A 20,896-nucleotide genomic window follows, 5' to 3' on the forward strand; every position below is an offset into this window, starting at 1 on the left:
TCTGGTTCTGGATCGGCTGCCAATCCGCAGGCTGAAGTTGTGAAACCCGTGCAGGCAAGAGCAATAAGGGTTTGTTGGGGGCATAGTGGCTCCTCAGTTGTCCAGGGGATTCCCGTGCCTGGAAGTGGACCGCAGCCTTGGCCGAGTCAGCCGCTAACGGGATCCGCACACCCAGATGGGCTTCCAAAGTTTCCACCGGGATCCCGCCCGGTCGCAACAGCATTGGGATCCCCTCTGGGCTGAGCTTGAGCACCGTTGATTCTAACCCGACTGAACAGTTGCCCCCATCCAGAATGTAGGGGATCCGCCCCGACAACTCGGCATACACCGCCTGGGCAGAGGTGGGGCTGATGCGACCGAATCGATTGGCACTGGGGGCCGCCAGCGGCAGTTGCACCGCTTGCAGCAGCGCCTGGGCCACCGGATGAGCAGGCACCCGCAGCGCCACCGTCGGCAATCCACTGCTGACCAAGTCCGGTACTCCCGTTGATTTCGGCAGAACCAACGTCAAAGGCCCCGGCCAGAAGGTGTTTACTAGGGATCCCAGCCGTTCCCAAGCCGTAGGAGTAAACTCCGACAGATCCAGCAGCCACCCCTGTAATGTTTCCAAAGGGATCCCAGGGGCGAGATGCAGAATCAAAGGATTGAAATGGGGCCGCTCTTTCACCGCAAAAATCTGGGCAACGGCGGCCCCATCCAAGCCATGACCCGCCAGACCATACACAGTTTCGGTGGGCATCGCCACCAACTGTCCTTGACGCAGTGCTTCCGCCGCCAGGGCAAGGTGCTCAGGGCTGGGGGAAAGGATCTCCGTTTGCCTTGTTTGCATTATTCCTGCTGCCGTTTATGGATCCGTTCCTGGATCAATTGTCGGGCTTGGAAAAGAGCAATATTGATCTGATCCCCGAATAGCAAGGCCAAGGAGGTGAGCCAAACCCAAAGCAGTAGGACGATCACGGCTCCGACGGTGCCATAGGCTTGGTTAAACTGGCCAAAATGCCCCACATAAAACCGCAACCCTCCCGACACCATCACCCACAACAGGCTGGCGACAATGGCTCCTGGCAAAATTGGCATTTTCCGTCGCCGCATACTGGGGCCAAAACGGTAGAGCACCCAACAGGAGACAATGATCAAGCCCAGGGAAATCGGCAACGTGAGAACTTCCCAGAGATTGAGCCAAATTTCTCGGAAGGGATCCAACCGGGTTGGGCCAGCCACCCCTTCTGGCAGGGATCCCGCCTGTATGGCCAAAAAGCGGAAAAAACTGGCGCTGAACAAGAAGATCAAACTGGCTAAGCCCGTCAATCCCAGTGTGGCCAGCATCCACACTAGGGAGATCAACTTGCGTTTCCAGAATGGACGACGCCTATCCTGCGGGATTTCATGACTCAGATCCAAGGCTGTCATCACCGCCCCCAGCGCCCCAGAAGCTGCCCAGAGCGTGCCCAAAAAGCTCAGGGAGAGCAAGCCCCGGTTTTGCCCAAAGCTAATGTCGCGCACATAGCGATCCACAATCCCCAGTGCCTCCTGCGGCGCAAACCGGCTTAACCTGGCCATCAACCCTTGAAAGGTTTCTTCAGGGGATCCCGAAAACAACCCGATGGCAGTCAGGATGGTGAGAATAAACGGAAACAGGGCCAACATCGAGCTGTAGGCCATTTCAGAGGCCAGACCAAACAGCCGGTAGCGCATTGCATTGTCCCACGCCAAGCGCAGCGTCAGCTCCACCAGCTCCCAACTGGGGATCCGCTGTAACCAAGAGGGTGGAATTCGCAATTGACCCAGCCGATCAAGCAGCCGCATTGCCCAAGCCAGCCTACGTTTTGAGCTTAGCAGCCATGATCCAGGTTGATCCTTTTGTATCGCTGTATCGCCTCAAGTGCGGTCAGCCATCCAACTCCAGCGCCAACACATCCGTCAGCACCTGGCGGGTATTCTCCCGAAACTCCGCCACACTCACCTGCCCCAGTAAATACACCGCCAGCAACATCACCCCTGCTTCGACTCCAAAAACGGTGGCATAAGTCAGCACCGGCGAGGTGGGAAAAAGCATCCGCCCCACATCCAGTAAAGCGCCCCCAATCAGTGTGGAAAGAGCCTGCGACATCGCCTGTGAAAGGCCCCAAGCACCGATGAAAGTACCCGCCGTTTCCGCTGCCGTCAAATCCAGCATCAGGCTGATGGCGCCATTGGTGGTGATCCCGGAAGCCAGCCCAAACAGGATCATGCACAGTTGCAGCAGCAGCGGATTGCCCGTAAACCCCGACAAGATGGTCAATAAAAAGGATCCCGCCACCAACAAGCAGCCGAGGCGGGCCGCCCTTTGTTTGCCCAGCTTCGGTACAATTAAGAACCCTGTCAGCACGATCCCGGCCAAAATACCCAAGCTCCAGAAGGCATTCAACTGGGTGGTTTCGGCCACCGTCATGCCAAACACATCACCACCATAGGGTTCCAACACCGGCTGCTGAATGAACAAGCCCATGGTCATCAGGGCCAAGAAACTAAAAAAAATCAGGGTTTGCCGGTTGGCGGTCAGTACTTTGATGGCGGTACCCAGCGTGATCTGATCTTCTCGTCCAGCCAGAGTGGAGCGGGATCCATAGCGGGAATAGCGTTTTTCCACCCCCCAAGTGGCCACCCAAGCCAGCAGGATCACCACTGCCGGGATCACCAGAAACAACTGATTGATCGTGCTTTGCAGATTCTCGGGGGTGAGGCCGCGCAACAACACTGCCGAGCCAATCGCGCCACCGGCAATGCCCACCATCAGCATAGACCAGACGATCCCCACCAACTTAGAGCGATTCTCTTCATCCGACACATCCACCAGTAGAGCCGCAAAGGGCGTAGAGCAAGCGCTAACACAGAGGCCATAAAGGGCAAACATCAAAGAGGTCAGACCCATCCAGCCGTAGGTGGCCCAAGACCATCCTGTTGCAGCAAAGCTAGCCCCCAATCCCCAAACCACCTGTACCGCCAGAAAGATGCAAATCGTGAACAATACCGCCCCTAGGCGGATATAGCCGGTGCGATGCAACCCAAACAGTGGCTTGGCATCCGACAGTTGCCCAAACCAAACACGAGCGGGAGAGACAAACTGATACATGGCCAGGGATCCCCCCACCACCGTTGCCGGAATGGCCAATAGATCAGTGTCGATCATGACCCGGTTCAACACCCCCAAGGTGAGCAAAGACATCATGCCCAGACCCATTTGAAACAGGCCCATCCGAAACATGGTGTGCAGGGGCAAAGGGGGCGGAGAGGGCAACTGTACCTGAGGCTCGTCAGAAGCAGCAGATGAGATCACCTGTGGATCCTGGAAGGTATCGGTCATGATCTGCAAGAGGAGCTACAGCCTCTTATGGTAGCCCACCTGCACTGCAGCACTGACTGGAACTGGCTTTGTCAGCTTCCGGCCAGGGGATCCCGTTGCCAAAAGCGAAACCGCTGCCATATCCCCCTTTTTCCGAGTTAGCGTCAGGGCATAGTCCCCCGCATCCCTAAGGGATCCCGTTATGCGTACCCCGATGACCTTGCTATTGAGTTCACTGAGCTGGGTGGGCCTTTCCCTTGCTGGAGCAGCCCTAGCCCCAACTGTTCCCGCTGCTGAGGCCACCCCCTTGGATTTTCTGCTTGGCCAAACCCCATCCACCCGCCTCGGATCCCCTCCCCTGCTGTTGCCGGAATGGGCAGAGTACCTTGCCTACAAGCGCGTCATCGACCAGACGATCTCCATGACTGGGGATCCGCAAACTCGGGCCTTGGCCGAGCGCTATGGCCTGGATATTGTCAACATTACTTGGGAAGATACCGGACGCCACAAGGGATCCGCCCTCGGCCCCAACATCAGCGATATGACCATCCAGGTGCAACAGTTCAACCCGGCGACGGGGAGTTACGAGCTGAGTCTGATGCCCGTGATCCGCTATCCCAATTTCACTGATCTTTCTGCCGACTTGCCGTTGGATGGCTTGCGCTTGCTGGTGGGCAATGAAAAAGGAGAAGACCTGCAACCGGTGCCGCTGCGGGATCTGCTAGGCGACTTGCGCCGCTATTTGCACGATGGCAGCTCCTGGGCCGGCAACCGGCGCTCTCTACTTGCCCCCCGCGACAGTCACGTTTTGGTCAGTGCTCAAGCGGCCTTTTTACCAATTCCCAAAGGGGGATCCGCCCAATTTAACCCGGTGCTGTTCAACTACCAGTCTTACCCCGGCAACCCAGCCGTGCTGACGATCTTGGCCACCCGCGAGGGCACCAGTATCACCGTCATTGACAACCAAAGGGATAGCGGACTGGGTTCTAGTCCGCAGAGCTTTGCAGCGGGCTACTCCTGGGGGCAACGGCTCTTCTTTAATCAGAATGGCGAACGGGCCAGTTTTACCGGGCAGCGTCTCAGCGATTTTCAGGCCGAGCAAGCTACCGACCGGGATCCCCACTCGGTAGAAGTTGCGGAAGAAGCCCTGAACATGGTGATGCTCATTCAAGTACCCCTGAAGCAACGGCAGCCGCAACGAGTCGGGTTTGGATTGCCCATACCGGCTGCCCCACAAGCGCTGATGAGTGCCGAATCGGATAGGGCCAGCCGCAGCAATGTAGAAGCCGCTGTGATCGGGCACGGGGAGGTGGAAGGCCCCTTCACTGAAATCGACAACCTGGAGATAGAACGGGATCCCCGCTTTCCAATTCGGGTCACGGTTCAGTTCTACAAGGGCACCAGCAATGGCGTGGTCTCGGCGGAAGATATGGCTCAAATTCACGAACAGATTGCCCGTGTCTACCAAGAGGCGGACTACGTGGGGAGCTTGGTGATTCAGGGGGATACAGACCGCCCCACCGAGTATGACCGCGATGCCGAAACCGAACGCCCGTTTCGCTTTCCCTGGTGGCCACGACGCTAGGGTTTTGTGAATTTTTCTCACAGCCTGCTGGCCGGTGCCAAAATCTTCTCACCCCTAGGTTTCTCCATTACACTGACAACTGACCCACAGCTCAGCGACATCCGGACACAGCCGAATACCGTTTGTAATTTTGTAATACCGTGTGTGTAAGAGGGTTCCTTCTGTGGCGATAGTCTCAACCAACCTTTGAGACAAGGCGTGTGTACATGGCAGCTTTTATCCCAGGCGGTGCGGAGCCTTTTTCTGCAACACTATGGTTGACGCAGTTCCCGTTCAGCGCTACGACCTATTTGTGCAGGCTTCACGGCTTCTGCAACGGTACCGGCAGCTAACCCCGGAGCTACGTCCGGTCGGGGTAGAGGTGGCCCTTGCCATTCAATACCATCGCGCCCAAGCCGGGTCGGGATCCCTGTTGCCTTGGGTGGGATCCCCCCAGGGGCTGCCTCTGCAACAGGTGGCTCAACTGATTTGTGATCCCTTCTACAGCAAAACCCACCCCCTCCTCCCCACCCTACCCGAGAGCGGGGATCCCTTGGTGTGGCCTTTGTTTAACCAGGGGGAAAATGGCTTGGTGCGGCCCCTAGCGCCCAGTGCTGTGGGGGGGAAGTTGGCCGAGCGGCGCTGGCTCAAAGGCTGCAATAGCCAGGAAGGCATCGGTTGTCATGCGTTGGCGGCCCACCTCTGGCAGGATGAACGCTTTCTGGCTGAAGACCGGGATCTCTGTCCCTTTCGCCTTTATGACGGTCGCTATCCCTTGAGTGTGGATCAAGGGCGGCAGACGTGTGGCTTTGATGATCACCCCTGTGGTTGGCAGCCGGGGCACCCAAAAATGTTGCAGGTGGTGGGCAAGGGTAAACAGGCGGAAATTTTACTCCCCCACTGGACGGATGCAATGTGGGCGATGTTGCTTCCCCCCCACCGCCCGCTGCCGGTGTATCCGTTGCTGGTGATGCTTTATTTTGGCCAAGAAACCTTACAACAGGGACGCAGCAGCCTGTCCATAGAGCAATTTCGTCTGGATTTTCAATTTAGTCAGGCGCAATTTCGCCTGTTGTTCGATACCCACCCCGACCACCCCTTGAATCGACACCTGCTCACCTGGGCGGCTCAGCCGGAAATGCACTGGGGATCCGCACATCTACCACAAATGCCCCCGCTTTTGCATCAACCAGCTGGGGGCAGAGTGGTTTTGGATCCCGATGAACCGCCCCAGTTCCGAGCCAGCGGCATCCCCCACAGTGCTGGGACAGACCCCATGATGGCCGAGCGTCGTCGTCGCCGTCAGTTGGAGCGCAGCGAACGTCACAACGAGATTTTGCACCATTTTCGCCGTTGGTTTCGGCTGGCCGGTTTGGAGGTGCGAGAGGATCAGCATACCTTTGATTTTCTGGCGGTGGCGGAGGGGCACCTGCTGTTGGCAGAAGTGAAATTGCTGCACCACAAAGATGCGGCAGAAAGTTTGCAGGAAGTGGTTGGGCAGTTGTTGTATTACGAACGCTTTGCCCTCGCCCCCTGGTTGGAACAGGGCTTTTCCGTACAGAAGGCTGCCGTTTTTGATGGGCCACCCCCCGACCTCTATATCGATTTTTTGGAGGATTTGGGCATTGCCACCTACTGGATCAATGAGCAGCAGATGATCGATGGGCCAGAGGGATCCCTGCGACTCCTGCGCCAGATGGAGGTGCGGGTGCGACCGGATCCGGAACTGGGGGATTAGGGGAATCCATCAGGAATCCAGCTGCCTTGCTCCACGCAAAGACTTCGCCACAAAGTGGGGCAACTTCATAGAAACTTGACTTTTAAGCACACCTTAACTCCCTCTTTACTCAGGTTCTCCCCTGAGGATGGTACTGATGGAAGGGCGTGAAAAGACGGGATCCCTCATGAAGGAGGAGTGATGCAGCCCTGGTTTCAAGTCGCTCTGCGCCGTGCTGGCCAACTGATGGTGGCACTGGTGTTTGGGTTGGTGCTTTTGGTTTCTCTGAAAGGGTGTGGCTCCGGTGGGGGATCCCCGCTGTCGGTGCTACCGGAACAAAGCACCTCCACAACCTCCTCTGTGATTGAAGCGTTGACCACGGGTGAAGAAGGTTTTAGCCCTGTTGCTTCTGCCCCCAGTTACTTAACCCTCTCCGGCACCGCCTACAGCGAAAATTTTGATGGGATGGGTGCTGGCTTGCCTGCCGGGTGGACAGTCCGTACTGGGGCAACTGCGACCAATCTCGGTGCTGAGCAACCATTCACCGCCACAGTCACCTCTTGGGCGGATACCGCTGGCAGATTTAAGAATTTCGCCTCCGGAGATGGCTCTCTCGGAGCAGCCGCTACGGCTACAGAACAAAATGCCGCCACCGACCGCGCCTTAGGGATCCGGCAAACCGGGGCTTTCGGGGATCCGGGTGCAGCCTTTGTGTTTGAGATCGACGACACAGCGGGCTTGGAGAACTTCACTCTGTCCCTGAAGGCGCAGATGTTGAGTGTGCAGCCCCGTTCCACCACCTGGACAGTCGATTATCGGGTGGGGGAGAGCGGCACTTTTACACCGTTGGGTACCTATCCCGATCCGGGCGCATTTGGCTCAACAACGCTGGCCACAGGCTCCGGACTGAATGCCTTTGGCACAGATATCAACAATCAATGTGATCCCGTCTATATCCGTATTGTCGCCCTTACAGCTTCTACCGGCAGTGGCTCCCGCGATAGTTTCGGCATCGATGATGTTGAGCTGACCTACAGCACCGCCAGTACCCCCGCAGTTTGCGGCGGGGATCCGACGCCCACACCTTCTCCCTCGCCAACATCCTCTCCCTCTCCGACGCCCACTCCACCTACCCCAGTCAACCTCCCTCTCTCGGAAGGCTTTGATTCTTGTAGCCCTGCTCCGACAGGTTGGCAGATCGTGGATGTGGATGGCGACACAACTCGCTCCTGGCGCTGTACCAATTCTTTGGCAGAAGCCAACAATTTTGGGGGGCAGTTGCCTGCCAATGACTGGCTGATCACCCCTCCCCTCAACTTAGGTTCAGTAACAGATCCCGCCCTGACTTTCCGTAATGAGAGTTTCTTCAGTGACAATGGCCTTCCTTTCCCGCAACTGAGTGTTCTGTACTCTACCGATTACAGTGGTGCGGGTACGCCAGCAGCCGTGAATGCGGCCACCTGGACCCGCTTGACGATTCCCACTGTGTCTACGGGATCCTTTGTCGATTCCGGCGAGATCGATTTGTCCGGGATCCCAACAGCCAACCCAGTTTACGTCGCCTTCCGCTATCGGTCTTCCGGTACAGGTTCTGGAACGACAACGCGCTGGCGGATTGATAGTGTCAACTTTGCGCAAGGATCCGGTGGCGGACAACCGGGCGGTGGGTGCGATCCCAATGCCACGATTACCCCGATTGGTACCCTTCAAGGTAATGGCTTTGCTTCTCCCATTCTTGGTCAAACCCGCACCATCTCCGGCATTGTGGTGGGTGACTTTGAGAACGAAGCGGTTGCTGGCCAAACCTACCTGCAAGGCTACTACGTTCAGGATGCTGGGGATGGGGATCCAGCAACTTCCGATGGCATCTTTATCTTCAGTGGCACCGCCAACACAGTCAGCTTGGGCGATGAGGTACAGGTCACAGGCACCGTAGCCGAGTTCCGCCAACAAACCCAGCTCACCAATGTCTTTAACAACTTCGCCATTTGTAGTTCTGGTAATCCTCTGCCTGCACCTGTGCAGATCCGTTTGCCCCTGACCCCCGAAGAGCGGGAAGCCCTAGAGGGGATGTTGGTGACCTTTGGGGATCAGCCCCTATTTGTCACGGATTCTTTCCTCCTAGGACGACATGGGGAGCTCAGTGTCGCCAGCGGTGGACGCTTGTTTAATCCCACCCAAATTGCCGATCCTGGTCAAGCGCCTACCTTGCAAGCCCAAAATGATCTCAACCGGATTCGCATTGACGATCGGCTATTGACCCAAAACCCTGATCCGGTTATCTATCCGGCTCCCAATGGCCTCAGCGCTAGCAATACAGTACGGGGCGGGGATCGCGTCAGTAACATCACCGGGGTCATGACCCAGTTGCGAGGCCGGAACGCTGGCGGTACCCAAGAGGCTCTCGATGCCACTATTGACTACCGCATCCATCCCAATGATCCCAACGTTTTGCCCACCTTTACGGCCACCAACCCACGCCCGCAAACCCCACCGGCAGTCGGGGGATCCCTAAAGGTTGCGAGCTTTAACGTGCTCAACTACTTCAATACCTTCGGCAGGGGCAACTGCTTCCCCATTCCCTCCGATTGTCGCGGAGCCAGCAACGCCACAGAGTTCACCCGTCAGCGGGATAAAATCATCAACGCCATCCGCCGCATCGATGCTGACATTCTCGGCCTGATTGAACTGGAAAACGATGGCTATGGCCCCAACAGCGCCATTCAAGATCTGGTTAACGGCTTAAATGCTCAGCCAGGAGCACCCTACGCTTTTGTAGATGTTGGAGTGTCCAACCTGGGGGGAGATGCCATCACCAATGGCTTTATTTACAAGCCCTCCACCGTCGAGATTGCGCCGGGTACTACCGCTGCCTTTCTGGATACGGGCGAGCTCACCCAAGGCCCTGGTCGTCGCCATCGTCCACCGCTTGCGGTTACTTTCCGACAGTTGAGCAACAATGCCACCTTCACTGCCGTGGTGAATCACCTCAAATCCAAGGGATCCCCTTGTGATCCTGCCGATAATGATCCCTTTCAGGGGAACTGTAATGGCAACCGCACCCGTGCTGCCCAAGAGATCCTAACCTGGCTGACCACCAATCCAACGGGTTCAACGGATCCGGATGTGTTGATCATGGGGGACATTAACGCCTACGCCATGGAAGACCCCATCAAAACTCTAGAAAGGGGTGGGTTCATCAACCTGAATGGCTCCAATAGCTACTCCTTTAGCTTCCAAGGACAGTGGGGATCCCTAGATCACGCCTTGGCCAATGGCAGCCTGAACAGTCAGGTGAGCGGCTCCGATAAGTGGCATATCAACGCTGATGAGCCGGTCGTTCTCGACTATGGCCTTAGCTTCAAGAGTGCCAGCCAGCAGAGTCTCTTCTACTCGGATGATCCATTCCGTTCTTCCGACCACGACCCAGTGATTGTTGGTTTGAATCTAACCGGCAGTGGCCCCACAGAGCCGGTTGCACCTGTGGTGGTTTCCACCCTTCCGGTCAATGGAGCAACTGGCGTACCGCGTGATACCCAGATTCGCCTCACCTTCGATCAACCCATCCAAAAAGGAACCGGCACCATCGTTTTGCGGCGGCGGGTGCTGCCCATTCTTGATACCCGCACCACCGACATTGCCACCAGTCCACGAGTGGCCATCGATGGGAACACCTTCATCCTCACCGTGAGTGGTCGGGGGACACTCTTGAATCGGCTCACCCTCTACGATTTCACCTTCCCTGCCGGGGGGGTGACCAGTTTGAGTGGGGTGCCGTTGGCCAACCCGGTCAGCTTCAGTTTCCGCACTCGCTTGAACTAACCGCTGTGGGCCTAGCGCTCAACACCCATTAACGGGATCCCTCACCCGAAGGATCCCGTTTTGATTCTCTAGGATTCTTGGATCCCGGACTGAGCGACGATCTGCCCCTGTCGGTCAAATAGGGTAACCCCTAGTTCTAAGGAACAATTGGCATATTTTTGCAGGTAGCGATCCGCCCGCCTTAGGATTTGAGCTGCCACCTCCTCCATCACCTGCGGCCCACAACCAATGTGGTTTAGGTAGCTGACCGCTGCATCCACCGTGGCAAAAGCCAACACCTGCCGAGCTTGTTCTGCCGTCCCCCCCCAGCGAATCAGTGCTGCTGCCAAGATCTCCAGCCGACCATCCGCCACATGGCTAGAGGTATTGAAGATACCCCCCGCCAGCTTGATCAATTTGCCGTGGTAACCAATCATGTGAATCCTTTCTGCCCCCCGCAGCGCCGCTTCCACCAGCAATGGCCCGATCCAATTGGCCACCAGCAGCACCTGTTCAAGAGGGATCCCTTGCCGCAGCGCCACCTGTTGCCCGTGGCTACCCACACAAAAGGCCAACCGCTTGTGCTGCTTCAGCCTCTGTTGCAACGTTTGGCGAGCCTTTTCTAAGCTGTCTGCACTGGAGGAGGGCTCCACCTCCGCCCGCGTTCCCAAGAGCGCCAACCCCTCTAAGACCCCAAAGGCGGCATTGGATGTCCGTTCGGCCAGACGTTTTCCCTCTGGCAAGATGATGCGTACCCGCAGCTGAGAGTGGACAGGAAGATGCGGCAGAAGATTAACCTCAAACAGCTGCCTGGCATAGGCATAAATGGCCGGGGTTCCATCCCCATGGCGACCCATCCCTTCTCCTGCCTCCAGGATCAACTTGGGATAGCCTTCAACCCACAGCTCCCGTTTCACCCAGGCCCAAATCGGGGTATTGCGGGTGAGATCCAGGTGCGGGCCCGGATCGGAACGGGTAATGGCCAGAGCTGTTTCGGTGTCCACACAGGCCAGTTGCTGCACCGGGATCCCCACCTCCTTCCCTCGATCCTGTTCAGGTTGCAGTTGGACGGCAATGGTGGGGTGTTCCGGCTCCCCCTGCACCGGAATCCCCAGCAGGTGATACAGCGCCGCCTTGGCTGCGGCCACAGCAAATACCGGCAGAGTATATCCGCTCACTTGCGGCACCCCCTCACAGGGGTCGGAGGTTCTCACAGTCTTTTTCGCCCAAAACCGATTGTACTGAGATTCAAAATACTCTGGAAAAACCCTTGCTTCTAGGATGAGATGTTCGCAGCCTGGTTCGCCTCTTGAAAGGGCTTCGATCCTCAAGTTGCCAGCTATTTGGATCTCTGTCAAAGGTTCATCCCACCGGGTGAAAGTGTATCCTTAGGTTGGATCCCTTCTGATTGTCTAACCTTAAGGAAATCTGTGAACTTGCAGAACAAACCCCAGAGCCAATCGTTAAATGATCTGGAGGAAGAGGGGGTGAAACAGGAATTTGTCTCTTTCAATGAGAGTAGTCAAAAAATAGGGCAGTTATGAGCGAAGCATTGCAGCATCATTTTGAGCATCTGGAATCGCAAATACAGGAGCTAAAAGCTGCCATCGAGCGTATGCCCGAACAACTGGCCGCCATCCTCTTGGCTGCTCAAGATGCCCAAAAAAACACCCCCACTCCCTCCCGTTACAGCGTATTAACCTCTGCTCTGGTGGAAGACGGCAGCCACAGCTTTCTCCTGGATGAGGAGATCCCCACGATTAGCAGCCGTAGTATGGGACACAATATTGCCCCAGAAGCTCAGGTGCAGCGCTTGAGTGCCCAGCTAACGGCTGCCTACAATCGCATTGCGGCACTAGAGGAGCAGCTGTTGGCCCAACGACTGCAGCAGTAAGGCAGCAGTAAGTCCGACCAGGCCTGAGCCCGGAGGGCTTACCAAGCTGACTGAGTTAACCAAACTCTGAAACCTCTTGTTGCCGCTCAAACTTGGCAGTAGATCCCTACTTTCGCCGCTGCACATCCTGCATGTGGAAGCCGTGCTTGCGCAACTCCTGATCCAGTACCAGCTCGTTTTCCACGAGATCCACAAACAGCACACCGTTCAGATGGTCGATTTCGTGTTGGATCACCCGCGCCAATAGATCATCCGCCTGAATGGTGCGAGGCCGCCCTGTTTCATCCTTAAAAGAAACCACAATCCCTGCCGGACGCATGACCTCGCAGAATACCCCTGGAATACTCAGACAACCCTCCTGCCCGGCAACGGCTTCGCCAATGTAGTCGCGAATTTCTGGGTTGATCAGCACCAGGGGAGGCACATCTGCTTTGTCAGGATAGGGATCCACCACAATCATGCGCTTGTGAATGCCGACTTGCGGAGCCGCTAGGCCAATGCCGTCGGAACTGTACATGGTCTGCAGCATATCCCGAGCCAGTTGACGGATTTCATCGTTGACCTGGCTAATGCGCTTAGCAGGCTGCCGTAGCACCTTATCCCCCATTTGATGAATGCGCAGCGGGGGGTGCTTTAACTTCACCTTAGGGACAGAAAGGGTGGCAACCATCAGATCTCTCGAAACAACAGCAGATAATCCAAGCAGGATCCCTATTTTAGCTTAGGATTCGCGGACTCTGGTGGCTGTTCGGCCTGCTGGTCAATTCCCTGTTTGAAGCCCAAGGCCACCAAAATGTTGGAAAGTGTGAGGAATGCCTCTGCCCCTCCATGCAAGGGATCCACATTGGCCAAAGAGGTGCCGAACTGCAGCTTAGCGTAGAGGCCCGCTGGAATGGTTACAGCCACAAACAGCAGCAACATCCAAAACCCAACCAGGGCCAAACGGGGAAGCCGATGTAGCCGCGATAAGAAAAACAAAAAGACCAGATAAGGAAACAAAGAGAGGGCAAACAGACTGTTCATTCCGAATCCTGCTCCCCCTGCTGCAAACGCTGCCGCGCCTTCTGCACTTGCCAAATGTGGTAAGCAGCCCAAGCCAGGGTACAGTTGCCCAACAAGGTCAAACTGGCCTGAGCCGTCACTATCCAATCCAGATTGGGGTCGTTATCAAACCAATGCCAGGTAATCGCACACATCGCCCCTAACAGAGCAGGCAGCATCGCCCAGCTCAAACTTCGCCATTCCAATTGGCCGATTCGCTCCCCAAACTGCCACACCAACAGAATGGCAGCGATCCACTCCAAGACACTGGCAATATGAATCCACCACGTGGGAAGCGAAAGGGCGTGCATTAGGCGCTGAGGGATTGACGAAGTAGATGGCGGTAGGTGGCCTCTTGCAAGAGCATTTGCTTGTGTAACTTAACCAAGATCTCTTTGGCCTGCTCATGGCTCATCCGAGAAACCAGGCTCTCGAACGCCCGCTGGCGGAACTGCTGTTCTAAAGAGAGATCTAGTGCTTCATCCATTATCATCACCTCGGGGTGCTTAGGTTAAGGAGTCTGCCAAGAGATCCGCCAATGGGGATCCGGCGATGCAATGCAAGCAAGGTAATATACATCTTAACAAATCGCAATAAAACGACAAGATGCGGGCTCCTGTTGGTGTGAGACTGGGGATCTAGGAGGAAGGGTAGAGAAGTTGAACAAAGGGGGCAGAGAAAGTACAGGCCCGTAAAGTTTGAGAAAGGCGCATTTCTTGATAGCGAAGTGCGAAGATTTTCTGACAGGGATCCCTTTACATCCCGTCATGTTCCACGATCCAGCGGAACCCCATGATAGAAGTAAAGTGTTTCGAGGTTTTGCTACCATTCCTGCTGCTTTGTGATGCACTTTCTTGAATTGCCATGACCATTTTTGTCGGAAACCTAAACTATAAAGCCTCAACCGAAGAACTTACGGCTTTCTTCCAGCAGAGGTGGAATGTTAAGTCGGTCACCATCCCGACAGACCGGGAGACTGGGCAAACACGGGGCTTTGCGTTTGTGGATCTGGCCACTGAAGCGGAGGAAGATGAAGCCATCGATAGCGCCAACGGGGAGGACTTTATGGGCCGACCTTTGCGTTTGGATCGGGCCAGACCTCGCCGACAAGCTTAAGCAAAGATTTTGTAACGATAAATCTGCAACTTCAGGCTCCCTCTGGGAAGGATTAATCTCCGATTGATCTCCCTCAGGTAGAATGCTTTAGCCAGGGGTTTCTGGGGTTTCTCCCTCTGCTTTCGTCTCCTCTGACAAGTCTGACAAGGTAGAATCAACAGGGCTCGCCATCGGTTCTTGAGCAGAGGGCTCTGTAGGGGCAGGTTGGGGGGAGGGGGATACAGTCGGGATCCCGGCCTCTACTTCCAAAGATTCTGTGGGTTGCAATGGTGACTGGGGCACTTCAGCAGCAGCTTGTTCGGCTTGCGCTTGTTTCTGCTGCTCGTAGCGACGTCGCTTGGCGCCCTCATCCACCAGCACATACACCAACGTCAAGAGGGAGATCCCCGCTGTTCCAATCAAAACCCAGAGTAAAGTGTTGTCTATTGCCATGAGGTGGGATCCGTGAATTGCGCCTGTCAGTTAGGAATGATCTTTCCTTGAAGGTTGATCTTACCGCCGAAGCCACCCCCGCAAATCTTAAGGATCCAAGAACCGCCATCAATGGGATCATGCGTTATCTCAAGTTTTACAAACCCTACGGTGTCCTCACCCAATTCACCGATAATCTACCGGCATCTTTAGAAGACGCTCAAGCGAAACGTCTGACCCTCAAATCTTTCATCCCGGTGCCCAAGGTTTATCCAGTAGGTCGGCTGGATCGAGACAGTGAAGGGCTGCTCTTGCTCACAGATGATGGGATTCTCAATGCCCGTTTGATCGACCCTCAGTTTGGCCATGAGCGCACTTACTGGGTACAGGTGGAAGGGATCCCGACCCCACAAGCCTTAGAACAATTGCAACAAGGGCTGATTATCCAAGGGCGAAAGACCCGACCGGCCCAAGTCCAAGTCTTACCAGAAGAACCTACCCTACCGCCACGGGATCCGCCGATTCGTTTCCGCCGCTCCATCCCCACCACCTGGCTCGAACTGACGCTACGGGAGGGTCGTAACCGTCAGGTACGCCGTATGACTGCCGCCGTCGGAATCCCAACCTTGAGGCTTGTTCGAGTTGGGTTAGGGCCGTTGTCGCTCACGGGGTTAAATCCGGGTGAATGGCAAGATTTGAGTGAGACAGAATTAACCCAGTTACGCCAGTTTTGTTTCTGACTACTTTTTTAGATGGGCGCGCAGTTCTGCCAACCGTTGCAAAGCCATCACAATTTCATCCTCAATCAGGGTTGCCAGCTCCAGCAACAGATCCCGCCCCTGGGTCTTAGCCACTTGGGCTTTGTCCATCAGTTGATAGAGGTCGGAATGGTGCAGGGCAGCCGTTTCCTGGTGCAGGTGCTCCATACGACGGCGAATTTGCTGAATCTTGCGGCTGATCCGCTCTAAGTCTGCTTCTGTCCCTTCCCCGTGTACCGACTCTGGGCTTTGTTCCCAAGCAATCAGCACTTGCCGTAACCCGGTTTCATCTCCGGCAGCATAGGCTTGATTGGCTGCTGCCATCAGTTCCTGCCGCCGTTCATACTCCAGCGGATCCGTAGCCAGATCAGGATGAATCCGTTTGGCGACCTCACGATACAGTTGCTTCAGACTGGCAGAAGGGTGGAAGTGGCTCATGGCCTCCAGCGCCAGGGTGTACTGATGAATTTGTTCTTCGATGCACTGCAATTCTTGCCGCCGACTGAGGATCACCCGTTGATAGCTCTGTTCAAAGGCTCGCAATTCCCCCTGCAAGTTGACAAAGGCCAGCTCTTGCTCTGACAAATCAACTTCCAAAGCGGCCAATTCCTCTTGGCGTGCGGCCAATTCCTGCTGCAGGACAGCCGAGAGAGTACTGTCGTTCATATCCGTAGGCCAAAGTGTGAAATAACACATACACAAGATTCCCTCAAGTATAGCAACATACTTGCAGAGCTCCAGGAGGCAACCTAGGCACGGGATCCCGTTGGATAGGCCAGGATCCGCTCAAATGGATTCAATCGGGCATGAGGGCGTGGACGCGCTTGCCACCGTTGGGATACAAGAGGGCACGCTTGGGGCCGTGGATCGGGTCTTCAACGATGATCGTCTGATCGCGGCTGGCCCCTAAAGACACGATGGCGATCGGCACCTGCATCAACTGCGCCAAAAACTTTAGGTAGTCATGAGCTTCAGGAGGCAGTTCTTCAATAGAGCGGCAACCTTTTGTCGAACATTTCCAGCCGGGCAAGGTTTCGTAAATCGGTCGGCACTGGGCAAAGACACGGGCATCGCTGGGAAAGTGACGAATTTCTTGGCCGTTGCACTCGTAGGCGACGCACACCTTGATTTGATCCAAGCCATCCAGCACATCCAACTTGGTGATAGCCAGACAATCTAAGCCATTGACCCGCACCGCATAGCGCCCGATCACCCCATCAAACCAGCCACAACGCCGTTGCCGCCCGGTGGTGGTGCCAAATTCGGCTCCGGTGGCACCCAGATAAGCCCCAGTTTCATCCTTCAGCTCGGTGGGGAACGGGCCTTCTCCCACACGGGTGGTATAAGCTTTGGCTACCCCGATCACCCGATCAATACTGGTGGGGCCAATTCCTGCCCCAATGCAGGCGCCGCCAGCAACAGGATGGGAAGAGGTGACGTAGGGGTAAGTCCCGTAATCCAGATCCAGCAGCGTGCCCTGTGCCCCTTCAAACAAAATGTTTTCCCGCTCTTGAATGGCTTCGGTCAGGAGCAAGGCGGCATCGGTTACATAAGGGCGCAGTCGTTCGGCATAGGCCAGGTATTGCTCGATGATCGGCTCCGGATCCAGGGGTGGCAGGTTGTAGATTTTCTCCAGCAGGACATTTTTGTAGGGAATGGCCCAACTGAGGCGCTCCCGCAACTGGTCGGGATACATCAAATCCACAACGCGAATGCCCATGCGCTCAGCTTTGTCGGCATAGGTGGGGCCGATCCCTCGTCCGGTGGTGCCCAACTTGTAAATGCCGCGCCGTTCCTCTTCCGCTAGATCGATGACGCGATGGTAGGGCAGGGTGACATGGGCCGTTTCCGCAATAAACAGGTTGTCGGTGGAAATGCCCAATTGATGCAGTTGGTCGATCTCCCCAATCAGCACTTGTGGATCGATAACCGTGCCACTGGCGATGATGCAGCGTTTATCGGGGTAGAGAATGCCGGAAGGGATCAAGTGCAGTTTGAAGGTTTGACCCGCTACCACCAGGGTATGACCTGCATTCACTCCTCCTTGATAGCGGACGACCACATGGGCTTTTTCGCTCAACAGATCCGTGATCTTGCCTTTCCCTTCGTCGCCCCACTGGGCACCGACAACCACAACGTTTGCCAAGAGCTTCTCCAGTCCGTAGACGGCACAAAAAATCCCCTTTGCGGGGGTTGCTGCACTAATCTACCGCATCAATCCCGGTGATGTTGAGGGCTTATGACAAAAACGTTAACAATTGGTTAACTTTTTTGGGTGTCTCGGATGTCAGGATACAGCTCTTGCTCGGCTTTCCTACAATAGTGCTTGTGTTTTTGACAGCTCGTATGCCAGCCTACCATCACTTGCACACCGCCCTTTGGGTTACCGATCTGGCTAGGGCAGAACATTTTTATGGAACGGTGCTTGGGATCCCGAAGGTGGAGCGTTTACCCTTTAACTTCCCTGGTGCTTGGTATCAGGTGGGTGCCTCGCAAATTCATTTGATCGTGGCTGAAGATCCGGTTGATCAAGGGCACCGAGCTGAAAAGTGGGGGCGCAACCCACATCTAGCTTTGGGAGTGGATGATTTGGAGGCACTGAAAACTCGCCTGCTGCAAGCTGGATACGGGGTGCAAATGAGCGCTTCCGGTCGGGCTGCCCTGTTTGTGCGGGATCCCGATGGAAATGTGATAGAGCTAAGCTCCGCTAGCGCGAAAGAGCTAAGCTCCGCTGACGCGAAAGAGCCATGAGCAACTCTTTTTGGGGACATTCCACTTCAAAGGCTCAGGAAGAAAGTTCTCCATCCAGAATCGACCCTGCCAGCGGATTGGTTAGCTCCGAACAGATGCGGCAGGTGGAGGAGCGCCTTTTTGCTGCCGGAATGCCCGTTGCGGCCCTGATGGAAAAGGTGGGACTGGCCATTTTTGCCCAGTTGCAAAGGGATTTCCCACAGGCGACTCGCATTGGGATCCTCTGTGGAACGGGACACAATGGCGGTGACGGCTTGGTGGTGGGTCGGGAGCTCCTCCTGGCCGGAAAAACCGTGAAGGTTTGGCTGGCCAAGCCAGATCTCAAGCCCCTGACGGCGGAGCATGCCCGTTATCTCAAGGCTTTGGGAGCCGAGTTCATCGCAGATTTTCGGGAGTTGGCAGAGTGTGACCTGCTCATCGATGCGCTTTTCGGGATTGGGTTGAACCGGCCCTTGGGGGATCCCTGGGTAGGGGCGGTGGGGTGGGCCAATGCCAGCGGGATCCCCATCCTCAGCCTGGATCTGCCTTCTGGACTGAACGACCAAACCGGCGAAATATGGGGTTGCTGCGTGCGGGCTGCTTGCACCTACACCCTGGGCTTATGGAAGCGGGGGCTGTGGCAGGAGGCGGCTCTGCCTTGGGTAGGGCAGTTACATCGCATCGAGTTTGGGATCCCGGAATGGGCTTTGCTGACCCAGGGCTCCCCGACTGTCCCCCGGTTGTTGCTACAGCCTGGGTCTCACTTTCCGCCGGATCCCCCTCTAGATACCCATAAATACCGCCAGGGATCCCTGCTGCTTGTGGCCGGTTCGGCGGCCTATGCTGGGGCGGCAGTGTTGGCGGGGTTGGGGGCACGCAGCAGTGGGGCGGGGATGGTGACGATGGTGGTGCCCACTGGGTTGAAACCCCTGATCCATACTGTTTTGCCAGAGGTGCTGGTGCATGCCTGGGAAGGGATCCCCACCTTGCCGCCAGGAAAATCCCCAGCAAAAGGCTTTCAGGCCCTGGCCGTGGGGCCAGGTTTGGGAGAAACCCGTTTGCCTGTGCTGGAAGTTCTGCTGCGGGACTGGACAGGGATCCCTTGGGTGATGGATGCGGATGGGCTGAATGTGCTGGCAGAGTTGGGGGTGGAGCACTTGCGCGGGCGGGGGATCCGGGCGATTTTGACGCCCCACTTGGGCGAGTTTCGACGACTGTTTCCCAGGATCCCGCTCTCGGATCGCATCGAAGCCGCTCAACAGGCGGCGTCCCAAAGTGGAGCAGTGGTGGTGTTCAAGGGATCCCGAACGGTGATCGCGGCCCCCAGTGGTCAGTGTTGGGTCAATCCGGCCAGTACCCCGGCTTTGGCTCGTGGTGGCAGTGGTGATGTGTTGACGGGGTTGATTGGGGGTTTGTTAGCCCGCTGGGGTGGCACAGGATCTCCGATTGACGAGTCGATCCTGCTCCGTTGTGCTTGTGCGGGGGTGTGGTGGCACGCCCAGACCGCTTTGCAACTGGCGAAAGAACGGGGTCTGACGGGGGTGGATCCGGCGCGATTGGCGGAGCATTTGCCCCAGGCACTGCGAACTCTCCGACAGGAGCAAGTTATCCGTTATTGAAGGCAAGAATCTTTACGGGTTGCATCCCTTGAGCCAGGAGGTCAAGTCAGCCAACGACTTCACCTCTGCGCACTTCTACCTCGCCGTGAGCCTTTAATAGGGCGGCCAGCTTATGGCGCATAACAATACCGGGTTTATCCGTAAACATGTGCTGTTCCTCTTTGAGGTCAAGGGGGACATCGTAGTCAGTACCCTCCAAAATCAGCTGATCCTCAAGGGTGACTTGCCGGTCAAAGGCGATGATGCTCTCGGCACTCACCTCCGCCTCGGAATCATTGCGCACACAGAACTGCACCACCTGTGAGGTCTGATCATCAATGGGAGTAGCTCCTGTGAAAATGATGTGGACGAGGCCATTGGGATAGGAGATCTTCAGCTTGCGGCTGAAGGGCATAAACCAGGTGCTTTCCAGGATCCGCACCGTCCGATCCTCGGTCATCTGCAAGTTTTGCTTTTGGATGTCGCTATTGAACACCGGCAAAACTGAGGTTGCTTGCAGACCATATTCCAGTTCTTCAAAGCTATCCAGATCGGGTGGTACGGGTTCAGAAACTAACCCAAAGCTTTTTTGATGGACAAAGTGAGGGTGGGCATTGTCAAAGGAGTTTTCCATCAGGCGCAGGCCGGCACACTTCCAAACTTCGTAAAACTGGTGAATTTGGCGAAACTGGGGATCCGCCACTTCAGGAATTTCGGGGATATCCGTCAGCGGATCCGCCAAAGCCACCCAAACATAGCCGTAGCGCTCTTGGCAGCGAAACCCTTCCACCTTGTAAGTCCGCGGGATGAAATCTTCTTTGACACTCCCCCGGTTAGAAACCGGGGGATTCTCCCTTCTAGCCCCTTGCAACCTTAGACTGCAAGGTATTCATGGAGTTCAGGGGATTGCCAACTACCCCATCCCCTGAGCCGACCCTACCTAT

Annotated in this window: 20 protein-coding genes; 8 read left to right on the plus strand and 12 right to left on the minus strand. The window is 56.0% G+C overall.

All coding sequences use genetic code 11. The features are described 5' to 3' along the window. From JX360_RS15195 to JX360_RS15205, 3 genes are all read right to left on the minus strand, one after another. Nucleotides 1–829 (minus strand): L-threonylcarbamoyladenylate synthase (locus JX360_RS15195; RefSeq protein WP_244352595.1); only part of this gene is annotated, 829 nt, incomplete at its 3' end. Continuing rightward, nucleotides 829–1,806 carry a YihY/virulence factor BrkB family protein gene (locus JX360_RS15200; protein ID WP_244352597.1) on the minus strand — a complete coding sequence of 326 codons (978 nt, stop codon included), beginning with the start codon at nt 1,804–1,806 and terminating at the stop codon, nt 829–831. The genes JX360_RS15195 and JX360_RS15200, both read right to left, overlap by 1 nt. 82 nt (nt 1,807–1,888) lie before the next feature. Further along, the gene (locus JX360_RS15205) at nt 1,889–3,343 is read right to left on the minus strand and encodes a BCD family MFS transporter (RefSeq protein WP_244352599.1); all 1,455 of its coding nucleotides are present in this window, start codon (nt 3,341–3,343) and stop codon (nt 1,889–1,891) included. 181 nt (nt 3,344–3,524) lie between these two features. Between JX360_RS15205 and JX360_RS15210 the strand changes: the two genes are divergently transcribed. The 3 genes from JX360_RS15210 (at nt 3,525) to JX360_RS15220 (ending at nt 10,425) form a co-directional block, all read left to right on the plus strand. Continuing rightward, the gene (locus JX360_RS15210) at nt 3,525–4,907 is read left to right on the plus strand and encodes a hypothetical protein (protein WP_244352600.1); all 1,383 of its coding nucleotides are present in this window, start codon (nt 3,525–3,527) and stop codon (nt 4,905–4,907) included. 253 nt (nt 4,908–5,160) lie between these two features. Continuing rightward, a complete protein-coding gene (locus JX360_RS15215) occupies nt 5,161–6,624 on the plus strand; it encodes a hypothetical protein (protein WP_244352602.1) in 1,464 nt (487 codons plus the stop codon). Nucleotides 6,625–6,804: 180 nt separating this feature from the next. Further along, complete coding sequence (locus JX360_RS15220; RefSeq protein WP_244352604.1) at nt 6,805–10,425, plus strand: ExeM/NucH family extracellular endonuclease; 3,621 nt, start codon at nt 6,805–6,807, stop codon at nt 10,423–10,425. Nucleotides 10,426–10,493: 68 nt separating this feature from the next. On the opposite strand, the gene cbiD is transcribed toward JX360_RS15220, so the two are convergent. Next, a complete protein-coding gene (gene cbiD, locus JX360_RS15225) occupies nt 10,494–11,582 on the minus strand; it encodes a cobalt-precorrin-5B (C(1))-methyltransferase CbiD (RefSeq protein WP_244352607.1) in 1,089 nt (362 codons plus the stop codon). A 362-nt stretch (nt 11,583–11,944) separates the two neighbouring features. Here cbiD and JX360_RS15230 point away from each other — a divergent pair, with 362 nt between their 5' ends. After that, the gene (locus JX360_RS15230) at nt 11,945–12,298 is read left to right on the plus strand and encodes a hypothetical protein (protein ID WP_244352608.1); all 354 of its coding nucleotides are present in this window, start codon (nt 11,945–11,947) and stop codon (nt 12,296–12,298) included. A gap of 106 nt (nt 12,299–12,404) precedes the next feature. On the opposite strand, the gene def is transcribed toward JX360_RS15230, so the two are convergent. From def to JX360_RS15250, 4 genes are read right to left on the minus strand one after another with little or no spacing between them, the layout of a single operon-like run. Then, nucleotides 12,405–12,968, minus strand: coding sequence for a peptide deformylase (gene def, locus JX360_RS15235; protein ID WP_244352610.1), 564 nt, complete (start codon nt 12,966–12,968; stop codon nt 12,405–12,407). A gap of 41 nt (nt 12,969–13,009) precedes the next feature. After that, nucleotides 13,010–13,321 carry a DUF3593 domain-containing protein gene (locus tag JX360_RS15240; protein WP_244352612.1) on the minus strand — a complete coding sequence of 104 codons (312 nt, stop codon included), beginning with the start codon at nt 13,319–13,321 and terminating at the stop codon, nt 13,010–13,012. Next, a complete protein-coding gene (locus tag JX360_RS15245; RefSeq protein WP_244352614.1) occupies nt 13,318–13,650 on the minus strand; it encodes a DUF2499 domain-containing protein in 333 nt (110 codons plus the stop codon). Before JX360_RS15245 ends, JX360_RS15240 begins: the two co-directional genes overlap by 4 nt. Further along, nucleotides 13,650–13,826, minus strand: a complete 177-nt coding sequence (locus JX360_RS15250) for an NblA/ycf18 family protein (protein ID WP_244352616.1) — start codon at nt 13,824–13,826, stop codon at nt 13,650–13,652. Before JX360_RS15250 ends, JX360_RS15245 begins: the two co-directional genes overlap by 1 nt. A 377-nt stretch (nt 13,827–14,203) precedes the next feature. Between JX360_RS15250 and JX360_RS15255 the strand changes: the two genes are divergently transcribed. Next, nucleotides 14,204–14,455 carry an RNA recognition motif domain-containing protein gene (locus JX360_RS15255; RefSeq protein ID WP_244352618.1) on the plus strand — a complete coding sequence of 84 codons (252 nt, stop codon included), beginning with the start codon at nt 14,204–14,206 and terminating at the stop codon, nt 14,453–14,455. 87 nt (nt 14,456–14,542) lie between these two features. Here the strand turns inward: JX360_RS15255 and JX360_RS15260 are convergent, their stop codons facing one another. After that, the gene (locus JX360_RS15260; RefSeq protein WP_244352620.1) at nt 14,543–14,887 is read right to left on the minus strand and encodes a hypothetical protein; all 345 of its coding nucleotides are present in this window, start codon (nt 14,885–14,887) and stop codon (nt 14,543–14,545) included. A 119-nt stretch (nt 14,888–15,006) separates the two neighbouring features. On the opposite strand from JX360_RS15260, the gene JX360_RS15265 reads away from it, so the two are divergent. Next, on the plus strand, nt 15,007–15,606 hold the full coding sequence (locus JX360_RS15265; protein WP_244352633.1) for a pseudouridine synthase: 600 nt from the start codon (nt 15,007–15,009) through the stop codon (nt 15,604–15,606). Here the strand turns inward: JX360_RS15265 and JX360_RS15270 are convergent, their stop codons facing one another. Continuing rightward, nucleotides 15,607–16,290 carry a molecular chaperone DnaJ gene (locus JX360_RS15270; RefSeq protein WP_244352622.1) on the minus strand — a complete coding sequence of 228 codons (684 nt, stop codon included), beginning with the start codon at nt 16,288–16,290 and terminating at the stop codon, nt 15,607–15,609. It lies immediately after the preceding gene. Between the two features lie 130 nt (nt 16,291–16,420). Next, nucleotides 16,421–17,770 carry an adenylosuccinate synthase gene (locus JX360_RS15275; RefSeq protein WP_244352624.1) on the minus strand — a complete coding sequence of 450 codons (1,350 nt, stop codon included), beginning with the start codon at nt 17,768–17,770 and terminating at the stop codon, nt 16,421–16,423. A gap of 200 nt (nt 17,771–17,970) precedes the next feature. Between JX360_RS15275 and JX360_RS15280 the strand changes: the two genes are divergently transcribed. Then, entirely contained in the window at nt 17,971–18,375 is a 405-nt protein-coding gene (locus JX360_RS15280; RefSeq protein ID WP_244352626.1) for a VOC family protein, read from the plus strand. Further along, a complete protein-coding gene (locus JX360_RS15285) occupies nt 18,372–19,973 on the plus strand; it encodes an NAD(P)H-hydrate dehydratase (protein ID WP_244352628.1) in 1,602 nt (533 codons plus the stop codon). The genes JX360_RS15280 and JX360_RS15285 overlap by 4 nt, the downstream gene beginning before the upstream one ends. A gap of 46 nt (nt 19,974–20,019) precedes the next feature. Here JX360_RS15285 and JX360_RS15290 read toward each other — a convergent pair whose 3' ends face one another. After that, entirely contained in the window at nt 20,020–20,742 is a 723-nt protein-coding gene (locus JX360_RS15290; RefSeq protein WP_244352631.1) for a hypothetical protein, read from the minus strand. Nucleotides 20,743–20,896 lie beyond the last annotated feature (154 nt).

This window comes from Thermostichus vulcanus str. 'Rupite' (assembly GCF_022848905.1).
GTDB classification, from domain to species: Bacteria; Cyanobacteriota; Cyanobacteriia; order Thermostichales; family Thermostichaceae; genus Thermostichus; species Thermostichus vulcanus_A.